General features: G+C 38.9%; 20 protein-coding genes and 5 tRNA genes. 20 read left to right on the plus strand and 5 right to left on the minus strand.

The annotated features are described in order from the left end of the window. Positions 1-499: endonuclease III (locus tag FJ366_03015; protein ID MBM3894541.1), on the minus strand; the 499-nt coding region annotated here is incomplete at its 3' end. Positions 500-616: 117 nt separating this feature from the next. Between FJ366_03015 and FJ366_03020 the strand changes: the two genes are divergently transcribed. The 15 genes from FJ366_03020 to FJ366_03090 all read left to right on the plus strand — a co-directional run bounded on the left by FJ366_03020 (position 617) and on the right by FJ366_03090 (position 11,709). Then, a complete protein-coding gene (locus FJ366_03020) occupies positions 617-1,573 on the plus strand; it encodes a tyrosine recombinase XerD (protein MBM3894542.1) in 957 nt (318 codons plus the stop codon). Continuing rightward, a complete protein-coding gene (locus FJ366_03025) occupies positions 1,524-2,477 on the plus strand; it encodes a hypothetical protein (GenBank protein ID MBM3894543.1) in 954 nt (317 codons plus the stop codon). The genes FJ366_03020 and FJ366_03025 overlap by 50 nt, the downstream gene beginning before the upstream one ends. Next, a complete protein-coding gene (locus tag FJ366_03030; GenBank protein MBM3894544.1) occupies positions 2,474-3,424 on the plus strand; it encodes a hypothetical protein in 951 nt (316 codons plus the stop codon). Before FJ366_03025 ends, FJ366_03030 begins: the two co-directional genes overlap by 4 nt. A gap of 167 nt (positions 3,425-3,591) precedes the next feature. Further along, entirely contained in the window at positions 3,592-5,133 is a 1,542-nt protein-coding gene (locus FJ366_03035) for a S41 family peptidase (GenBank protein MBM3894545.1), read from the plus strand. 66 nt (positions 5,134-5,199) lie between these two features. Then, positions 5,200-5,275 (plus strand) — tRNA-His (locus tag FJ366_03040). A gap of 24 nt (positions 5,276-5,299) precedes the next feature. Further along, a tRNA-Pro gene (locus FJ366_03045) sits at positions 5,300-5,375 on the plus strand. 13 nt (positions 5,376-5,388) lie between these two features. Then, positions 5,389-5,465 (plus strand) — tRNA-Arg (locus FJ366_03050). A gap of 76 nt (positions 5,466-5,541) precedes the next feature. Next, positions 5,542-6,360, plus strand: coding sequence for a hypothetical protein (locus FJ366_03055; protein ID MBM3894546.1), 819 nt, complete (start codon positions 5,542-5,544; stop codon positions 6,358-6,360). Between the two features lie 104 nt (positions 6,361-6,464). Further along, complete coding sequence (locus tag FJ366_03060; protein ID MBM3894547.1) at positions 6,465-7,862, plus strand: MATE family efflux transporter; 1,398 nt, start codon at positions 6,465-6,467, stop codon at positions 7,860-7,862. Between the two features lie 12 nt (positions 7,863-7,874). Continuing rightward, a complete protein-coding gene (locus FJ366_03065; protein MBM3894548.1) occupies positions 7,875-9,200 on the plus strand; it encodes a sodium:alanine symporter family protein in 1,326 nt (441 codons plus the stop codon). Positions 9,201-9,228: 28 nt separating this feature from the next. Further along, positions 9,229-9,516: an Asp-tRNA(Asn)/Glu-tRNA(Gln) amidotransferase subunit GatC gene (gene gatC, locus FJ366_03070; protein ID MBM3894549.1), complete on the plus strand. Its 288-nt coding sequence runs from the start codon at positions 9,229-9,231 to the stop codon at positions 9,514-9,516. Between the two features lie 2 nt (positions 9,517-9,518). Further along, positions 9,519-10,967: an Asp-tRNA(Asn)/Glu-tRNA(Gln) amidotransferase subunit GatA gene (gene gatA, locus FJ366_03075; GenBank protein ID MBM3894550.1), complete on the plus strand. Its 1,449-nt coding sequence runs from the start codon at positions 9,519-9,521 to the stop codon at positions 10,965-10,967. Positions 10,968-11,055: 88 nt separating this feature from the next. Then, positions 11,056-11,132 (plus strand) — tRNA-Arg (locus FJ366_03080). 62 nt (positions 11,133-11,194) lie between these two features. Continuing rightward, positions 11,195-11,271: transfer RNA gene (locus tag FJ366_03085), tRNA-Arg, on the plus strand. A gap of 138 nt (positions 11,272-11,409) precedes the next feature. Next, positions 11,410-11,709: a hypothetical protein gene (locus tag FJ366_03090; protein ID MBM3894551.1), complete on the plus strand. Its 300-nt coding sequence runs from the start codon at positions 11,410-11,412 to the stop codon at positions 11,707-11,709. A 28-nt stretch (positions 11,710-11,737) separates the two neighbouring features. Here FJ366_03090 and FJ366_03095 read toward each other — a convergent pair whose 3' ends face one another. From FJ366_03095 to rpmF, 4 genes are all read right to left on the minus strand, one after another. After that, complete coding sequence (locus FJ366_03095) at positions 11,738-11,989, minus strand: acyl carrier protein (protein ID MBM3894552.1); 252 nt, start codon at positions 11,987-11,989, stop codon at positions 11,738-11,740. A 20-nt stretch (positions 11,990-12,009) separates the two neighbouring features. Further along, on the minus strand, positions 12,010-12,975 hold the full coding sequence (locus FJ366_03100) for an ACP S-malonyltransferase (GenBank protein MBM3894553.1): 966 nt from the start codon (positions 12,973-12,975) through the stop codon (positions 12,010-12,012). A 144-nt stretch (positions 12,976-13,119) separates the two neighbouring features. Further along, entirely contained in the window at positions 13,120-13,857 is a 738-nt protein-coding gene (locus FJ366_03105; GenBank protein ID MBM3894554.1) for a tetratricopeptide repeat protein, read from the minus strand. 84 nt (positions 13,858-13,941) lie between these two features. Continuing rightward, positions 13,942-14,220 carry a 50S ribosomal protein L32 gene (gene rpmF / locus FJ366_03110; protein MBM3894555.1) on the minus strand — a complete coding sequence of 93 codons (279 nt, stop codon included), beginning with the start codon at positions 14,218-14,220 and terminating at the stop codon, positions 13,942-13,944. A gap of 263 nt (positions 14,221-14,483) precedes the next feature. Here rpmF and FJ366_03115 point away from each other — a divergent pair, with 263 nt between their 5' ends. From FJ366_03115 to FJ366_03135, 5 genes are all read left to right on the plus strand, one after another. Beyond that, positions 14,484-14,945, plus strand: a complete 462-nt coding sequence (locus FJ366_03115) for a hypothetical protein (GenBank protein MBM3894556.1) — start codon at positions 14,484-14,486, stop codon at positions 14,943-14,945. A 178-nt stretch (positions 14,946-15,123) separates the two neighbouring features. Then, entirely contained in the window at positions 15,124-15,999 is an 876-nt protein-coding gene (gene tsf, locus FJ366_03120; GenBank protein ID MBM3894557.1) for a translation elongation factor Ts, read from the plus strand. A 15-nt stretch (positions 16,000-16,014) separates the two neighbouring features. Beyond that, positions 16,015-16,599 (plus strand): ribosome recycling factor, encoded by a 585-nt coding sequence (locus FJ366_03125; protein MBM3894558.1) that lies wholly within the window; start codon positions 16,015-16,017, stop codon positions 16,597-16,599. A gap of 64 nt (positions 16,600-16,663) precedes the next feature. Beyond that, the gene (gene dnaE, locus FJ366_03130) at positions 16,664-20,170 is read left to right on the plus strand and encodes a DNA polymerase III subunit alpha (GenBank protein MBM3894559.1); all 3,507 of its coding nucleotides are present in this window, start codon (positions 16,664-16,666) and stop codon (positions 20,168-20,170) included. An 81-nt stretch (positions 20,171-20,251) separates the two neighbouring features. Beyond that, a complete protein-coding gene (locus FJ366_03135) occupies positions 20,252-21,262 on the plus strand; it encodes a hypothetical protein (protein MBM3894560.1) in 1,011 nt (336 codons plus the stop codon). The last annotated feature ends 20 nt before the right edge of the window (positions 21,263-21,282 follow it).

The raw sequence follows: 21,282 nt of genomic DNA on the forward strand, positions 1-21,282 counted from the left end.
GCTCTGTTTCTTCCGGCGTTTTTGTTTTTACCCAACCAAGCTCATTTGCGATCCTGTGTACATGAACATCAACACAAATTGATGGTTGATCAAAAGCCATACCCAAGACCAAATTTGCCGTTTTCCGGCCAACCCCTGGAATTACAAGCAATTCTTCCATTGTTAATGGCACCTTGCCCTGAAAGCGTTCAATCAAAAAATCACAGACGTTGTGTAACGTTTGAGCCTTAACCTTATAAAAACCAACAGAAAAAAGCCGTTTTTCTAAATCACTACGAGGCAATTCCCTTAAAGATTCAAGAGTTGGGGCATCGCTAAACAGTTTCTGACAAATACCTGTCGTTACACGATCTTTTGCTCGCAAACTAATCAAACAAGACATCAGCAAGACAAATGGATCCTTGCCAAACGTATTTACCATCACATCACTCATTGTTGGGACAAATTGAGCCGTATGCACTTTGGAATATAAAAAAAATGAATTAAAGTCGAATTTCATGTCAAAAAGAGCTTAAATCTGTTGCTACTGCATTAATCATAAAGTAAACCATTTTCAAATCAACAAACCCTCAGTAAGGTAACCTGTATCCAAATAGCTCATAAAACCCAAAAAACTATGAATTTTGCACTTTTTTTAGAACATCAAAAAAAATTTATCGAAACATTAAACGCAGAACGCAATCTTTCCAAACACACTCTTCGAGCATACAGCAGTGATCTTGAACAAATTGAACTCTTTTGGACACGAATCAACACCACAGAAAAAGAAAATAAACTCAGTTTTGACGAAATAATTCAACGATTCATTGTGGCTCTTTTTTATAAAAAGCTCAGCAAACCATCACTTGCGCGCAAACTTTCCACCATTCGAACATTCAAAAAATACCTTGAAGGCGTGGGAATAGAGATAACATTTGATGTCAAATCCCCTCGAATCGATAAAAAACTCCCTTCGGTTCTAAGCGAACAAGAAATGGAAACCATTCTTGACTCAATCACCGACGAACAACTCAAAAGCTCTCACCCCCTCAGAGACCGGGCGATTATGGAAATTTTATATGCGACCGGTGTTCGCTCCTCAGAACTATCTGAAATGCGGGTAGAAAACATCAATTTTCAGGAAAAAACAATAAAAATTAAGGGAAAAGGCAAAAAAGAACGGATTGTTCTTTTTAATGATTCGGCAAAAAAAAAGCTTCAACTGTATATGACCCAAGAACGAAACGCCTTACTTGCCGATATTCGTGATCATGGTATTCTATTTATTAATCATTCAGGAACGCAGCTAACCCCAAGATCTGTTCAGCGAGTGTGCGAACGCTTTCGCGCATGCTTACCGGTTGATAGGCCTTTAACGCCCCATAAACTTCGTCACTCTTTTGCAACGCACCTTTTAAACCACGGTGCCAATTTGCGAGTTGTCCAAGAACTTCTCGGGCACAATAGCCTTACAACAACCGAAATTTACACTCATGTGTCGCCTCAGCAGCTCAAAGAACTATGCGTGTCAAAACACCCTTTAAATAAGCGAGAAAAACGTGGAAAACTCACCCGAGCAAAAGAAGAAAAATAATACCGAAAAAGCTAGAAATTTTTTCATCGACTACGAACTTGTCGATTATGGTGATTACGAAAAACTAGAACGATTTGGAAACAACCTAATCATCAGACCAGAAACAACCTTTGCTGACAGCGAAAAAAAAGCGCCAAATCTTTGGGACACCGCAACCTGTGAAATCATTCCGCACAAAACACAGTTCATCGTACGACCAAGTGATGATTTTGCTGAACCTTGGACAACAAGTTATACCTTTTCACTTAATGGCGAAGAAAAGAAAATTATTTTCGCACTCAACACCGAGTCATCACAACAAGTTGGGTTATTTCCTGAACATGCTGAACAATGGAGTTGGATTGCTCATCGCGTTGCCAGTCACATAAAAAATCATGGCTCATGCTCGGTGCTTAACCTGTTTGGATACACTGGAGCAGCATCGCTGGTAGCTGCTTCTGCGGGTGCAGATGTGTGCCACATCGATTCATCGACCAGTGCGCTTGCTCTGGGCAAACAAAGTCAAAAACTTTCTGATATTGAAGAATCAAAAATTCGCTGGCTCAAAGATGATGTCATCACGTTTCTTAATCGAGAAATCAAACGTGGTTCAAAATACGATTGTATCATCATGGATCCACCAGCATATGGACACGGTCCAGACGGTGAAACATTTTCACTCGAAGATGATATCGAAACATTGATTCATTTAAGTTCACGTCTGCTTTCAAAGAAACCTGCATTTCTTGTTTTCAATCAATATCCAAAAAATATTTCAGAAGAACGCTGCGAAGAATTATTACGCGAAAAGCTGCCTACAATGCAGCTCAGTAGAAAAAAATTAATTTTAGTATGCAAGCAAGATGGTCGACAAGTACACTATGCAACAGGAATTATGCTTGTTCCATCATTGCAGAAAAAATGAACGCTTTCATTCGTAAATTTTTATGTATTTTAGGGGCGCTTTCCACAGCGCCCTTTTTCGCGGCCACAAATAAAGAATTGTTAACCGCTGCAACAGAAAAAGTCATTCGACTTCATGCGCTGCAGAAAAAAATTTCCCCCGATCAATACATCACAGCTCTTTCCAATAAACTGTTTTGTAGATCAGATTTTGCATACCAAATGGTGGTAAAAAAACTAATAAAAGACATCTGCAAAAAACATTCTGCGCAGCTTTCAACTCCAATGCTCTTTTTTACAAATGTTTTAAAATCATTAGATATGCTGTTGCTCAGCTCTGGACAAACATTAACTCGCTCTACCTTTTTAAAAAATCAAAAAGAATCGCCTACAGAAAATACAAAAACAACCTACTCAACCGAATTTTTTATAATTGCAGGTGTAATTGCAAGCTTGATAATTACATACCTTGTATGGGAAAACCATGAAGCAGTAGTAACTTCTATACAAAAAAAATTTCACGCCGTAGAAAAAAAAGAAAGCGAACTTGATTCTTCGATAAACGAAACAAAAAAAGATGTTCTCAAACTTTCACCTCGAGTAGATTCTCTTGAGCAAAACCAACTTGGTCTTTCAACACTTAGCGATGGAATAAGTAAAAAACTTGTCTTTTTAACAGAAGAAGAAGAAGCTTTAGCTGAAAAAACGCGATCACAAGAAGAAGAAATCAGAAGACTTAATGAACACGTAACAGCACTAGATACAAAAGTGCAGGGCCTTATCGATGCGGTAACAAGAGCAATGCATGCGCGCCTACACCAAGAAGGCCACTTTGCAGAACTACTCGACGATCCCCGGCCAGTTGTTATTCAACGAGACGCTCTCCCCTCACCCTATGAAAGCGGTGGGCGAGAGGGATCTGATTTATTGAAGGCTCTGTCAGAAAAGTTTTCATGGCTTTTTCGTTAATTTAAAATTTCACTCATAACAACACCATTACTTTCTTTAAAAACATCTTTACAAAAAACCTCATTGTCCATGGCTCAATACCCAGTAAACATAGAAAATACTTACTAAATTTTTATCGCATAATTTAAACTGAGCCCGATTATTTTCCTGACACGAGGTTTTTTCTCATGATAAAAAAAATAGTAACTGGCTTGTTTTTACTCAAAATGACATTTGCTCTTCCCATTGGACATTCCAAAAAAAATACAAACCCTTCATTTAATGAAAAAGAACACGAAGCTTCGATGCACCGCTGGCTCAACACAACCGCTGAGGTACTTTCTTTAGTTGAAAAACAATCATTTAGAAAAGTTGATTTTTCTAGCTTTATGCAAACAATGCTCAAAGCAGGGGTTTCCAGTATTGATGCCCACTCAGCATTTATTCCAAACTTTGAAGAAGTCTCAGAAACAACTTCAGGTCAATTTTGCGGTGTGGGTGTAAGTATTATTGCAAAAGCCAACGAAGACGATGCGCTTCAAATTGTCGATGTTCTTGATGATTCACCGGCTCAAAAATCTGGCATTACTGCTGGCGATAAAATTGTTGAAGTTGCAAGCGAAAAATTACGTGGACTTTCCTCAGATGAAGTTATTGCAAAAATCAAAGGACCGATTGGAACAAAAGTAAAACTCAAAGTACTGCGCGACAAAAAACCTCTTGAGTTTGAAGTCAAACGCGATGTTATAAAAGAACAAAGTTCACACTGCTATCACTTTAAAGATCAAAACATTTATTATTTTTCACTTAAAATGTTTACCGAACTTGCCCCTCAGCAAATGCGAAAACTCTTAGAAACCGCAAACTCAAATGACTGCAAAGGTCTCATTCTCGATTTGCGCTCCAATCCCGGGGGTGTTTTAGAAGCGGCAGTAGAAATCGCAAGCCTCTTTCTCCCAAAAGGCTCAACCGTTGTTATCACAAAAGATCAGAAGAATGCCATTACCGGTAAATATGCAACAAAAACAGATCCTGTTCTGAAAAAAAATCTGCCAATCGTCATTTTAATCAATAATTTTACTGCTTCTGCATCAGAAATTTTAGCAGGAGCTTTAAGGCATTATTCATCTCAAGAAAACAGCAACCTTTCAGTATTTATCCTTGGAACTCAAAGCTTTGGTAAAGGATCTGTTCAGAAAGTAATTCCGCTCAGCAATGGCTGTGCACTCAAGCAAACAACAGAATTGTACTTCCTGCCAAATAACTCATCGATCCAAGCAAAAGGCATCTCTCCTGATCTTTTGATCAAACCAAAAACAATTCCAGAAGCAGAATTAAAATGGATCGATGAATTTTATGGCAAAGAAACTTCGCTTAAACACCACATCACAGCAAATGAAGTTGAAAAATTAGAAAAAAATGAATTTCCTGGATTTGCTCATCAAATCGATAAAGAAGTGCAAAAAAAGCAAGCTGAACTAGAAACAAAACAAGAGAAAGATCGTGAAAAAGGAGAAAAACAAACATTTAGCAAAGCAGATCTTTCCAAAAAACGATTAGAAGACATCGCGCTTAACGTTCAAATTCAAGCGGGCGTAAATGCAATTTCATTAATTGACCTGGGAAAATGCAGCAAACCTGCTGAATTACAAAGCAGAGAAGCAACATTAACATTCCTTAAACAGCATTTAATGACGGATTCTCCAACAAATGTGGCAAAAATCGAATAAAAGTACTTTTATTTTAAAGAAAACTCCGTATAATTAAAAACATGTCGCCTGTTTAAGGTGAATATGGTGGATGTAGCTCAGTCGGTAGAGCAACGGGTTGTGGTTCCGTGGGTCGCGGGTTCGAGCCCCGTCATTCACCCCATCTTTCAAATCAAGGTATGGTCTTCGGGGTGTGGCGCAGTTGGTAGCGCACTCGCTTTGGGAGCGAGGGGTCGCCAGTTCAAGTCTGGCCACCCCGACCAGTTTAAAGATTGTGCGCCTGTAGCTCAGCAGGATAGAGCAACGGATTTCTAATCCGTAGGTCACAAGTTCGAATCTTGTCAGGCGCACCATATAACATTCTTGAGTTATTATAAATTCTCTCTGTAGCATAAATCATACGCGCTTTCCTTCTTGCGTTGATGCCCCATGAAATTATGTAATTTTTTTATTATCGTCATTTTTTGCTCACTAAGTTCATATTTATCTGCTCCAAAAAAAGAAAAAAAAGGGCCTTTCATAAAACCAACGATCACCGCTCTGCCCAAATCAAAAAAAAAGCTTGATGCCGCACGAACATACGCCGCAACACATTCTGATGAAGACAGTTTTGACTCTCTTCATGGAGACGATGGAAAACACCTTCCTTCTATAACTTACGGTAGCGGAGCATCCAGTACCTCATCCACATCACTATCTCGTACCAGTTCAAAATATTCAATTCGACCTGGTGTTGAAACAACATTTACTCGAAAAGAACGAAAAGCTGCCCTCAAAGCCGAAAAAGAAAGAGCGGCTCGTCTTCTTACAAGAAAAGCAAAGACGCTTTTTGATGAAATAGAAGATGACGAAACAACATTAGAAGATTTTTTGGCAAGTCCCAAAAGAGATTCTCGCAGAATCGCCGAAATGAGCGATGAAATGCGCGCAGATATTGCTGCTGCAAAAATAATGCAAAAAGATCGTGACCGACTAAACGCATTAACTATTAAAAAAATCGCCGAAGAGCAAATTCGCGCAAAAGCTGCGGCTGCAGCCCTTGTAGAACGTCGCGCAAGAGTCACAGGAAGAATCGAAGCCGGTACAGAAAGAGCATTAGAAGCTTCAGAACTTTTTTCTCCACGCAGCAGAGAAGAACTTCTTGGTAAAGCACAATTAGCACGAATTCAACACCACATTCGAGTCGAAGAAGCGCGAGCTCGCAAGATGGGATCGATCTCTGACGACTCTGATGGATCTGACGAATAAAGAGTCCTGCACGCTTGCCATTACCTATTATTTCAGTTACGTTACCCCGAGTTCTGCAAAACAATATGTCATGAAAAATCTTGTCATATGTTAGGGGTTAGTTTATGAATTCACATAAAATCAATTTTGATGAAAAAAATACGATTCTTAAAACAAGTGAATCTGCCGGAACCCTTTTTTCATACTGGACACCTGAGGCGATTTCTTTGATCTTGTTAACCGTGCTTCCACTTTTTTTGGATTCATGGTTTGTAGCTTCTCTCCAATCAAACGCGCTTTATGGAGCGCTTGGAGCTGCAACTCGTGCAATCCATTTTTTGATGAAATTTGCAGAATCAATCCCTGTTGCATCAATAGCTCTTATCGGCAGACACAATGGAGCACAAGAACCACAAAATTGTGGCTCTCGACTAAGTGATGCTCTGTGGACCACAGGAATAATTGGACTTATTTTGTGCTGCCTTTTTTTCTTTGGCGCAGAATATGTTTACCGTTTTTTAGGTGTTCCTGAAACAATGATTCCCCTCGGCTTAAAATATTTAAAAGTTCAAGCCGTAACGATTCCGTTCATGTTTTTATTTCAAGCTTTTTTAGGCTTTTTTAAAGGAATAAAAAACACTCAAACTCCACTCTACATCAACATCGCAACAATCGCTCTTTTTATCGTATCCGATTATTTACTTATTTATGGATTCTGGAAAGTTCCAGCTCTCGCTCTTACCGGATCTGCACTCGCATCGTTAATTCGTTACGTAGCAGCAACAGCTATTGCTGCCGCAATTCTCCTTTTTTCAAAAGAATATTCGCGATACTTTGATGGAACTTTTTTTAAAAAAATTAATCCTACTGAAATTCTTCGATTACTCAAACTCAGCCTACCAGTTGTTATCGATAAAGGCATGCTCGCACTTGCACTCGTTTGGCTTGGAAAAATGATTGCCTTTGGTGGAGAAGCTACACTTGCCGCATCAGAAATTATTAGAAACCTTGAACGCTGGGGACTTATCGGATCATTAGCATTTGCACAAATTACTACATTTATCGTCAGCAATAATATTGGTGAAGATAACCCAGAAGGAGCGAGAAACAATTTATACAAAATCCTAGGTATCTGTATTAGCATGACAGCACTTACCATGGCTGGACTCAACCTCTATCTTTCTGCATTTACCACAAGGCTAGACCCCTCTCACGCACTTGATCCTTTTATTAAACCAACGGCATATCTACTCACGCTGTTCTTGTCTATCGATGCAATTCAAATAATTTTTGCCTCTGCACTACGTGGCGCAGGAGATGTTAAACGAGTTATGATAATAAGATCGTTTGCATGTCTTGGCTTTTTTCTCCCGGCAACTACAATTATCTCCATGATCCCTGGCCTTGATGCAGATGTTCGGTTTGTCACAATCTACAGTTTGTACTACACAACAACCGCAATCATGGCTATTTTATTTTTGCTGAGAGTCCGTGGATCATCGTGGCTCAAACAAAAAATTTAAAGCGAATAACGTATGATTTTTTTTGAAAACATTTTTGATTTTTTATTAACAGGTCCATTTATTCTCATCTTTGTAGTAAGCGGTATACTCACCCTTCTTTCTCGCGGAATTCAATTTCGCTGTCTTTCGATTGTACAAAAAATATTTAATAATTCTTTGTGTTCTAAAAAAATATTTAATAATTCTTTGTGTTCTGCTGATACAAAAAATTCACAAGAACTTCCACCACTCAGCGCTCTTGCTATAAATGTTTCCACAACGGTTGGTATTGGAAATATCATGGGACCAATTGTTGCACTTGGGTACGGCGGACCTGGAACACTTATTGGCTTTTTACTCGGAACACTTCTGGGAAGCGCGACAACCTTCACCGAAGTATTTCTTTCTGTGTTTTACAAAAAACAATCAAAAAGTGAAACCAGCGGACCAATGATCTACCTTGAAACAGAGCTTGGAAAGCCCTGGGCCTACCTATACGCGTTTTTTGGCAGCCTTCTGCTTGTTGCATGGTCAATGAGTCAGTCAAACACCCTTGGAACGCTTCTTACTGAAAAAGGAATATCACCAATTTTAAGTGGACTTTTAATCGTCTCTTCAAGTTTTTTTATTTTAGTAAAAGGGCTCGATTTAATTAGCAAAGTAAGCAATATCATGGTTCCAATCATGTTTATTTTGTACAGCGCTGCAACACTGTGGATCATTCTTTGTAACACATACAAATTGCCCGAAATCGCAATCTTGGTATTTAAAAACTTTTTATCACCACATACTGGGGCAGGAGCACTTGCTGGATTTGGCTATGCCACAATGATTAGATGGGGATTTGCAAGAGCCGTACAAGCAAATGAAATTGGAACAGGAACCAGCACTTTTCCACATTCGATAACTTCAAGCTCACCTGCTAATCAAGCTTCTTTGGCTACTATCGCCGACTACATGAACGGTTTTTTATGCACACTTTCAAGCCTCACACTTCTCGTGTGCGACGTATGGAAAGACCCTTCAACGGTCTATGACATAACGATTTTTAATAAAATCCTTGTTTCATATTACGGATCTTCCGGCACCATTCTTCTTTTTATCTGTGCCTTTTTATTTGCATTTGGAACGATTCTTGGAAACTGCTACAATGGTACTCAATGCTTCTTGTACATAACCCGAAATAAATGGCTTTATGGATACTATATCTTTACAGCTCTTTTTGTTTTCTGGGGAACAATTTCAAATGTGTCTTTTGTGTGGAATATTGCAGATTATTTTGTAATCCCTGTTGCAGTTCCCCACATTATTGGACTTTTGATTATTGCTTGGAAAAAGCCTTCTATATTTGAACTATAAAAAATAACTGTGCTTAACAGAGGAAACAATGGACATTAAACGCGAAGAAATTTTAAAACTTGCAGAGCTCAGCATGCTCTCTTTTTCGGACAAAGAAATAGATAGTCTTGGTAAAGACTTCAGAGAATTTATCGTCCACATTAATGAAATTATGAAAATTTCAACAATAAGCGATCCAAGCTCGACCAACAGAGTAAACGTTTTTCGTGAAGATAAAGTAATTCCTAAAGACGTGGAACTTATTCTTCAACAAGCTCCACTCAGAACAAGTAATTATTTTACCGTTCCAAGCATTCTTGAAACCCCGGAAGAATAAACATGAACCCATTTTCAACAATCAAAGATCTTAAAGAACAAATAAAAAACAAATCTATTTCGGCAAACGAAGCTCTTTCTTTTTTTCAAAAAAGAACCCAGCAACTAAACGAAAAACTTAATGCGTTCACTCATATTTTTGAACCAGAAAAACTTTCCACCGATAACTCTAGCCACTTTTCACTCGCAGGGATTCCTGGAATCATCAAAGCAAATATCGCGGTAAAAGGAAAACCTCATCATGCTGGTTCAAACATGCTGAGAAATCATCATGCAGCATACAATGCAACAATTATTGAACACCTACAAGAACACAACGCACCATTTATTGGAATCGGCAACATGGATGAATTTGCAATGGGAAGTACTGGCGAATATTCAGCATTTGGCGCTGCAAAAAATCCGTGGGACATTACGCGCTCTCCTGGCGGTTCATCTTCGGGTATTTCTGCAGCAGTTGCTGCCGGAATGGTACCCTGGGGGATTGGCACAGAAACTGGTGGATCTGTGCGTCAACCTGCAGCTTTTTGCAACCTTGTTGGACTGTATCCAACCTACGGCCTCTTTTCTCGATACGGATTAATCGCATTTGGTTCATCTCTTGATCAAGCGGGTCCAATAACAAGAACCGTATACGACAATGCACTGATTGCGTCAGCACTATCTGGCCACGATCCAAAAGATTCAACCTCACTTCCTGAACCAAAAAAAGATTACACTAAAAAACTTGATGGAAAAATGCCCGAAAATTTAACCATCGGCGTTTTCAAAGAAGCCCTTTCTGGTGAAGGAATAGATCCTCAAATTTTTGCAAACTTCAAAGAAAATCTTGCCGCTTTAGAAAAATTAGGCTGTAAAATTAAAACAATCGAACACAAAACACTCAAACATGGTGTTACTCTCTATTTCATTCTGAGCCGAGCAGAAGCCGCATCTAACCTTTCACGCTTTGATGCAACACTCTATGGAACTCGCGCAAAAGAATACGAAAACTTGCAAAGCATGATTATAAAAAGTAGAACAGAAGGATTTGGCACAGAAGTAAAACGCCGAATCATGATGGGAAACTATGTGCTTTCATCGGGACATCGTGAATTTTATGACCAAGCAAACACCATCAGACAAATGATTCGAAACGAATTTGATGTAGCATTTATGGACGTTGATCTCATTGTTTCACCAACAACGACCACGCTGCCATTTAAATTTGGCGAAGCTGAAGCAAACCCTCTTGCTATTTACATGTCAGACTACTTCAGTGTTCCAATTTGTATTGCAGGATTGCCATCAATTTCGATTCCTGGTGGTTTTTCCAAGGAAGGTCTTCCGATTGGGTTTCAATTCATCGGAAATAGGCTCTGCGAAGAATTATTGTACAGAGTTGCACACGCACTCGAGCAAGAAACAGGCCACTTTCAAAAAACACCCGAAAAACAACTAGCCGAACTATAAAAAAGGGGTTACAAAACCCCTTTTTCTCAAAACATCATGGTTAGGACTATCTTTTAATTAAAATTTTTGGTAAAAAATAAGTGTATGTGCGCCTATAGCTCAATCGGATAGAGTGCCGGACTTCGAATCCGTAGGTTGTAGGTTCGAGTCCTACTGGGCGCACCATTTCTCTTTTATCTTTTAATGGATATACACTCACTTTTTTTTATTATATTATCTGACCCGATGCGCCTATAGCTCAGTAGGATAGAGCGTGCGATTCCTAATTGCAAGGCCACAGGTTCGACTCCTGTTAGGCGCACCACTAAATAATCCCAACTCAAAAAACAGCGCAAATTAAAGATTTTCAGTTCAATAAAAACCTATCGAAACAGATTTACGAATTGATAAAATTATTTATACAAACGCATTACTCACTAAAAAACAAAAAAAGGGAATCAAAATGATAAAAAAAATTTCAGGTTATTTATTAATAATCCTTTTAGGAACAACTTCATCAGTTGTAACTCATCCGAACGATGAAGAAGAACAACCGGCACAAAGAACTAAAAAACGTCGTAGTAATCGCAGAAAAAATAAATACAATAAAAGATGTAATGTCAAAGAAATCAATAAGACGCTTAAAGACATGAGGAATTTTTACAATTCTGAGAAAGAAAAAGAATCACCCTTGTATGAGTTAAACCTTGAGACCTTTTCTGAGGTTCTTGATTTACAAAAAAATGGATCTTCTAAATACTAAAAAAGCCTGAGAAAAACTCAGGCTTTTTTTAATCAGTTTTTAAAACAGATTGTTCGATTACAGAAACAAGGTCTTTAACTGTTTTTATAGAATCGGCAGCATCATCTGATATTGCAATACCAAAATCCTCTTCGATCAACATCACAAGTTCAACTCGATCAAGAGAATCGAGTCCTAATGAATCCAATGTTGCATCATTTGAAAAAACTATTTTTCTTTGTGGCGCTAATTTTTGTTCAACAATAATTTTTAGTCGCTCATATATTTCATTTTGATTCATACAATACTCTTACTTTTTCGTTAATTATTGAGCGCGTCAAGCAACCGCACAATATCTTGTGTGCTGTTTATCGAAAAAATTTGCTTATCTGGCCATTCTCTGCGAAGCATTTTTGCAAATTTATCGTTTGGTCCTACCTCAATAATTATATCCATGTCTTTAAAATATTGCATACTTTGCCACCAATAAATATGCGAACTTGTTTGGCGTACCAATGATAATTTAATTTCAACCGGGGTCTGAATTTTTTGTGCCATAATATTATTTATCAAGGGAATCTCAAGCGGCTTAAAATCAACTTTAACAAGATACTTTGAAAATAAATTTTCAGCCTCACGCAGCAGTCGAGAATGAAAGGCGCCTTCAACCGGCAACATAACAGCTTTTCCACGCATTATTTCAACATCAGACTTAACATGCTGCAATTCAACAGTCGTACCAGAAACAACAATCTGCGATGATGAGTTATAGTTTGCAATTTCTGCCACATGCTCATTGTTTTCTGGCTGATCGTATTGCGCGCAAATAATACGTAATTTTTCTTCTGAAAATCCAAGCACCGCCAACATTGACCCATTTTGCTCTTTTATGTATCGATCCATGATAGCTGCTCGCTTATTAAGCAAATAAAGCGTATCTGGAAAATTCAACCCACCAACAGCATGAATAGCAGAATACTCACCAAGCGAATGACCCGCTACCAAATCAGGAACAATCCCATATTTTTCTCTTAACAATTTATAAATAGCCGCAGAAACAACAAAAATAGCGGTCTGAGAGTTAATTGTTTCCTTTAAAATTTTTTCTGAAGACGCAAAACACATCTGAACAAAGTTAATATCAAGACATAATGAAGCTTCTTCAAAAATTTCTTGCACAATACGTTCTTGGTCGTACAATTCTTTGCCCATACCAACAAATTGCGTACCTTGACCAGGAAAAATCATTCCAATTTTTTTTTTAACTTCACCAGGAACGTAGCGCATTTTTATTAACTCCAAAAAAGAATGTTTTTATCTCTCGAACAGTAGTAAAAAAAGATTCACCACGGTGTCCACATTTCATCTTATTCCAAATAAAAAGACCCCGGTTTTTCCGGAGTCTTTTTATAAATACGCTAATAAAATATATTAACAATCAAGCAATGCAACTCTTTCTTTTGCCAGAGATGCCCATGAAGATTTAGGAGTAAGCCCAAGCGCTGTTGTTTTTTTATTTGTAGATACAATCAGCTGTCCCCACCACAAACGCGCTTCTTGATAATTTTGTAATTTCCAAAAATATTCACCTAGATAAAACAACGCCGCATCGCAAACACTAGATGATTCATCGGCACACAAATCTTTGAGCTCTGAAACACCCTGCGCACGAATGCCTTCATCTTTCGAATCCAAGTCCATCAAGGCGACCGAAAGACCATAAACATTCTTTAGATCTGTACTTGCACAAGCTTTTTTTGCTGCCAAAAAATGGTTACGTGCTTCTTCATGCTTATCCATAGACTCATATGCTCTTGCGATAAAGCCATGAACAGCAGGTGCATATGCACTGCCAGAATGTTGATTCAAAAACAAATCAGCAGCAGCAAGCAACGCTTCATTTTTTTGCTGCTGAGCGACAAGCAATTTTTCTGGATTTTTTTTCGCTTCTGCAGAAACCTCAGCTCCCACAACGCGAGTCACAGACAAAAATGCTTTGTGCGCTTCTTCTTCAACCGAAACTTTATATGCTTGATGCGCAAAATAGCCCAAAACAGATAAAATTCCACACAAAAGAAGCGTAAACAAGCCTCGCCAGTGATTTAAAACCCAAATCACAAAAACTTCATACGCCAGCTGAATATTAAAAAAAACCGATGAAAGATTCATAAAAACCTCTACAAAAGATTGCTACCAACATTGTGGCACATGGTATACAAATATACAGCAAGATCAACAACAAACTACGTAAAGTTAGTTTACAGACTGACTTTCAGCTGATGAACCCATAGCTTGACGCAATGATCTTCGCTCTTGAATATCTTTAGCTCTTTGTGCTCGTTCAATAGCGCGATCAGCTTTTGTTCTCAACACTTTAACACCTTTATAATACCCAGATGTTAAACAAACCGCATGCGGCGCACATGGTTCTTGGGTTGTTTGACAATACGCAACTTGGGTAAAATCCAAGCCTTTATTCGCGTGTTTTAAATCTCTACGAGAACGAGAATGCTTACGTTTTGGTACTGGCATGATATTGCTCCACTGCAAAAATACATAAAATCGACTGTGCACGATACGCGTGCCTGGAGTTTAGTGTAAAAAACTCACAAATTTTGTAAAGCTCAGGTCGCAATATCTCTCGACCTCGTCTCCCAAAATTTCACAAAAAAACTTTTTTTCGTCCTGAAAACCACGAAACAAATCACAATCTATTGATAAAAAACGCTCAAATATGACAGGCTGTAACTAGACACATCACCAAAGATTAAAATCTTTTACTGAAAGAGTGTCCCATGAAAAAAACAATTCTCCCTCTTCTTATAATTGGCTTTCTTGCATCACCCAAAGCACACGCTGGTCGTTATTGTTATGGCCCATCATTTGGCGTCTCATACAACGTTGGTCCATACTGGGGACCATACTATCGTGACGATTCTGCTGCATTTATCGCAGGAACAACCGGACTTATGACCGGTCTTGCCATCGCAAACAGCAGAGATCCTCGCTCGCAAGCCGAAATAGAAGAAGACAGGCTGCGAGCAGAAGAAATTCGTCAACGCAGAGCAGAAAAACGACAAAAAGCTCTTGATGAAAGACTTCAAAAAGAAGAAGAACGTGAAGAGCGCAGAGCAGAAATGCGTCGAAAAAAAGCAGCTGAACGCGAAGAACTCAAAGAGCGCAAACGAAAACTGAGAGAAGAAGACTTGCGGCTCCAAAAAGAAGAAAGAGCTTCAAAAAAACGCCGCTTTGAGTAATTTTCAAACAAATTGCATGCAAGCCCCTGTAAAACCAGGGGCTTTTTTATTAAACAAAATCTTTCTAGAAGACAACCCCTTCGTGCTTTTTTGCTCGTGACAGATACCCATCTTGTCTGTACAATAAAAAAATGATCCCCGTTGGAAAATTTAAACACAAAACAAAGGATAACATTCCATGAGTCTTGATTTATTAAAAGAATTACGTGAAAAAACCGGCATCGGCATGATGGATTGCAAAAAAGCACTTACCGAAGCTAATAATGACATCGAAAAAGCAATCGAAATTCTAAGAAAAAAAGGTATCGCGGTTGCAGCTAAACGTGCTGACAACGCAACAAACTGTGGTTCTGTTGCTTCATTTATTAGCCCAGACCACACAGCTGCTTGCCTTGTTCAAATGAGCTGTGAAACAGATTTTTCTGCAAACACAACTGACATGAAGCAATTTGCAACAAACGTTGCGCAAACTGTTGTTACTGCAGCAAAAGACTTTTCACCAGAAGAACTCCTTGAACAGCCTTTGGCAAATTCAAATTTGAGCGTAAAAGTTGTTCTTGAAGGCCTTATCGCTAAAATCGCTGAAAGCATCAAAATCAACCGTTTTGCGGTATGCAATTCAACCAAAAATGGTTTTGTTAACTCATATATCCACCCAGACAACTCTATCGGGGTAATTGCATCTGTCGAAAGTGAAAAAGAACTTTCAGGAGACGCAAAAAACACCGCCCTTCAATTGGTAAGAGATATTTGCATGCATGCAGCAGTAACCAACCCAGTCGCTCTTGATAAAACAAGTCTTGACCCAGCTCTTTTGGCAAAAGAACGCGAAATTGCGGTTGAACAATTGAAAGCATCTGGAAAATCAGAACAAATTATCGAAAAAATTGTTGACGGTAAATTGGCAAAATACCTTGAAGATGTTTGCTTGCTCAACCAAAAATTCATCAAAAACGATAAAATCTCGATTCAACAACACATTGAAGCAATCAGCAAAGAAGTGGGCTCAAAATTGGTTGTTACCAAGTTCACTCGATTTGCTATTGGCCGTTAAAAAAGGAACCCAACGATGATTATTCCTGCTTTTACGGAAGGCGATACAAAAAAAATTGAAGAATCACTCAAAATCAACATGGATGCGTGCATCAAGCACTATGAACGTGACCTTGCAACAATCCGTACCGGACGAGCATCCACCGAGATGCTTGATGGTGTTAAGGTTGAATGTTACGAACAAATTATGCCGATTCGAGATCTTGCAACAATCGCAGCGCCAGATGCTCGTCTTTTGACCATCCAACCATGGGATAAAGGAACATTAGGAGCTATCGAAAAAGCAATTCAACTTTCGGATCTTGGGCTTACACCATTAAATGATGGAAACCTTATTCGTTTGCAACTTCCACTGATGAGTTCGGAGCGACGCGACGAATTGGTTAAATTGCTCAACAAGAAAGCAGAAGAAGCTCGCGTTCAAATCAGAAACGTTCGCCGAGACCATATGGATGCTGTGAAAGAAGCTGAAAAGAAAAAAGTCATTTCTGAAGACTTCAGCAAGCGCTTAAGCGATATTGTACAAAAAATTACTGATCAATTTATTGTTACAATTGCAGAACACACTTCCAAAAAAGAAGCGGCTCTTAGACAGGTTTAATAAAATCACCGTGGGAAGATTCGTGATGTGTCACGAGTCTTCCCTTTTTTCATGAATTGTATCAATGTCAGACCTTCATTTTAGTCATTTACACCTTCACACAGAGTTTTCTTTGCTGGATGGAGCTTTACGCATCAAAGATGCGATCGCTTTTGCAAAAAAACAAAATGCCAAAGCTATTGCCATCACCGACCATGGAAACTGTTTTGGAGCTGTAAAATTTTTCCAAGAAGCAGAAAAAGCCGGAATCAAGCCAATCCTTGGCGTTGAAATGTATTTTACTGACGATGTGAAAATAAAAGATGCACGCAATAAATACTACCACATGGTGCTTTTGGTCAAAGACGAACAAGGATATGAGAATTTATGTGAATTGATGACCTATTCATACCTTGAAGGATTTTATTTTAAACCAAGAATCGACCAGGCAATTTTAAAAAAACACTCCGCTGGATTAATCGCCAGTGGCGGATGTCTTGGTGGACAGATTCCAACTCTCTTGCGAGAAGGAAACATTCAAGAAGCACGTGAAAAAATTGAATGGTTTTTAGATGTTTTTGGACCAGACAATTTCTTTTTTGAAGTCATGGCACCGTTTGATGAGAAACAAAAAATTACCAACGAGCTGCTTTTTAAATACGGCAAAGAATATGGAATTGATTGTGTTGCGACGGGAGATGCTCACTATCTGTCGTGTGAAGACAAGCAAGCTCATGAAATCATGTTATCCATTCAAACAAAAGATGTTATTTCAAATCCAGATCGATATTCATTTGGTGACTTTCAAGGACATTTAAAAACCAACGAAGAAATGCTTGCCGCATTTCCAGACAATCCAGAAGTCGTATGGAATAGCGGAAAGTTTGCCGATCGATGCAACTTTAAATTCACCTTTGGAAAGCTACAATTCCCTGTCTATAAAATTGAAACTGGCGAAACAGACAATCAACATTTTGCACGACTCAGCCGCGAAGGACTTGAAGAAATTGTTTCAAAAAAACTGATTCCACTCGACCAACTCGAGGCTTACCAAGCCCGCCTAGAGCTTGAAATTGATCTTATTTGCAGAATGGGATTTGTTGGGTACTTCTTAGTTGTGTCAGACTTTATTCGCTGGGGAAAAGAACATAAAATTCCTATCGGCCCTGGTCGTGGATCTGCTGCAGGATCGTTAGTTTCCTGGGCACTTAAAATTACTAACGTTGATCCAATAAAATATAATTTACTTTTCGAGCGTTTTTTAAACCCAGAACGAATCAGCATGCCTGATATCGATATCGACTTTTGTATCAACCGACGAGAAGAAGTTATCGAATACGTTCGCCAAAAATATGGTCACGACTGCGTATGCCAAATCATCACATTCGGAACAATGATGGCAAAAGGAGTACTCAAAGACGTCGCCCGAGTAATGGAAATCCCGTTTGCTGATGCAAATCATCTCACAGAACTTATTCCAAACCAACTTAAAATAACACTCAAGGAAGCGCTCGAACAAGAGCCAAAACTCAAAGCGCTCGTTGAAAACAACCCTCAACTTCAAAAATTATTTGATATTTCATTCAGACTTGAAGGACTCACCAGGCACGCATCAAAACACGCTGCTGGTGTTGTTATTACACCAAAACCACTCCGTACGATTATTCCGATGTACGTACCGGCAAAAACAACAGATTTAGTAACTCAATACGCGATGACCGAGCTAGAAACACTTGGCTTTCTCAAGATGGACTTTCTGGGTCTTAAAAACCTATCGGTTGTTGATTTTGCAATTGGATGGATTAAAAAAAACCATGGCATCGAAATCGATCTTGATTCTCTCGCTCTTGATGATCCAGCAGTTTTCAAACTTCTTGGCGAAGGAAAGTGCAGTGGTGTTTTCCAGTTTGAAGGAGATGGCGTAACCGATGTTATCAGGCGACTTAAACCCGAAAAATTTGAAGATTTAATTGCCGTTAACGCACTGTATCGTCCAGGACCACTGAGCTCTGGGATGGTGGACGACTTTATTAACCGACGTCACGGCAAGGTGGAAACAACCTACGCGTTTAAAGAACTTGAACCAATTTTGTCAGAAACCTACGGGGTTATTGTCTATCAAGAACAAGTCCAAAAGATCGCCGTTGCCATCGGAAACTACACACTTGGGGGTGCAGATTTGCTCCGCCGAGCGATGGGAAAAAAGAAACCTGAAGAGATGGCTAAACAAAAAAGTATCTTTTTAGGCGGCGCTTCAACCCTTGGATTTGATACCAAAAAAGCAGAAGATTTGTTTGAGTTAATGGCATATTTTGCAGGATACGGTTTTAATAAATCGCACTCAACGGCGTATGCGCTCATCGCATATCATACCGCGTACCTCAAAACACATTATCCTACAGAATTCATGGCTGCTCTTCTCTCTTTTGAGGTGGGAAATCCTGATCAATTTTCTCTCTACCTGCAACGAACTAAAGAATTTGGCGTTACCGTTCTACCTCCAAACATCAACACCTCATACATCGATTTTACCCCAACCATAGAAGGTGTCTTGTTTGGACTTAAAGGAATTAAAAACGTTGGTGAAGCATCTTTGCACAACATTATTGAAGAGCGAGAAAAACGGCCATTTTCTAGTTTGCCCGATTTTTGCAGCAGAGTTGACCTGCGAACATCAAATAAACGAGTGATCGAAAGCCTTATCACCGCGGGTGCGCTCGACTGCTTACCCGGGAATAGGGCTCAAAAAATGCATGATCTTGATGTAATTATGCGAAAAGCTCACGACCACCAAGAAAGCGTAAAAACTGGCCAAATGACTCTTTTCGGCGCGATTGCAGAACAAAAATCGTCAGGAACAGAATCGATTGAACACGTTTTTAGCGCAATTCCCGACTGGCCATCACGCGAACGACTCGACAGAGAAAAACAGAGTATTGGTGTTTATTTAAGTGATCACCCGTTAAATGAATACAAACAACTGGCAAGCGCTCTGCAAGTTAGATTTATTGGCGATCCAGCATTTGAAAACCGTACTGACAACGTCACGGTAATTGCACTAGTACTCAGCTCAAAAGTAATCATGACCAAAAAAATGGAACGTATGGCTTTTTGTGAAATCGAAGACGCCTCAGGAAAAGCTGAACTAATCATCTTTCCAAAAACATTTGCGCTCTGTGAGTCTTATTTCTCAGAAGGCAAAACCAGTTTTGTGATCAAAGGCGAAATAGATGGAACCAATCCAGAACTACGTAAAATTAAGGCCGAAACCATTTTTCCCGCCCAAACATACCTGGAACATCCAGACTTTGTATCAAAAATAACCATTACCCTTCCCGAGCCCGTAAGCGAATTTCACTGCCTTGCTATCAATGACGAACTAACCCCAGGAAATACCGAAATTATCTTACAATATCCCGAAGATGGTAAATTTTTTGCCGTAAAATTGGCACAAAAAATGAAATTGAATAATGATTCTCTCAATAAATTGAGTAATTTGGGCATATTGTTTCAGCTTGAAACATCAAATCCGCAAAAAACTGATTTTAAGAAAACTTTTTGGAAGCAAAAAAACAATTTCCAGCCCCGCTAAAACATGATATGGTATTTTTATCATTAAAATCGCAAAAAACAGTTTTGTTTTATTAAAAAGATCTAAAAAAAGGAATTTTCTATGATCAAGAAAAATATGTTGTTATTACTTTTGCTCGTAAGTGCACAAGTTCCGGTTATCATGGCAGAAACAACTTCAGACGAAACCGCTACAGTTGTAGTTGCTGCTGAATCTTTAAGCCAAGTTCCAGTTGATGCAGATGCTCAGCTCACAGTAGATACAACAACTCCAGCTCCTGCAATCGAAACAACTCCATCATCAGAAAAAAAACCTCGCTTCACCCTTCCAACAATTGATGCCGCATGGAAAAGAACACTTCAACGTTCGACATTACTTTTTGTAGCTCATAACGCACTCAAAAAAACGTATGCTACAGTTACTTATAAGATATTTGAATTGCCTACTCTTTCAGAACATGACGAAGCGACATGGAAAAACAAAAAAAACAGCTTACTCCGCTTTTTATCTGACTACTTGTACATCGTTGCAAAATACATGATCGACACCAAATATGAAAAAACAACCGATGCGACCGCTAACGAAATCGTAGAGTTTATCGCAAGTGAAATGGTTGTTGTAAAAGAATATGAATTAAAAAAAAGCACACCAACAATAACCGATATTGCAAAAAACCTACGCGGCGGCGACGCTGATCAAGTAACCTTTGCAAATATTAGAGCTTGGTTTGCTGAAAAAGAAACGTTTAAAGCTAAAGAATTTAAGCTTGCTCCAATCTTCTTCAAGGCTCTCTCTCGCAAACAATTATGGTTGCCTGCTGAACTTGAAATCACAGAATTCTTAAAAACCCCAATGGTTCGCCTTGTTACCACCTGTGGCGAAAAAGGGGTCATCACCGGAGATATTCAAGCTGCAAAATTTGCAGCAATCGGTATTGGTTCAGAAAAAGTTGCTAATGACTTGCTCTTCATCTTAGCTGCAAGAAATCAGTTGCCAAAATTTGTTGTAAATCTTATGGCTACCGACAGAGGGTTTGAATTAGTAAGAGATTTATTTGCTAAAGCACTTGAAGACTTTGCAAACAAAGTTATTGCTGACATAATTCTTGCATAATCACGTAATTTAACAAAATA

This window comes from Candidatus Dependentiae bacterium (assembly GCA_016871815.1).
Classification (GTDB): domain Bacteria; phylum Babelota; class Babeliae; order Babelales.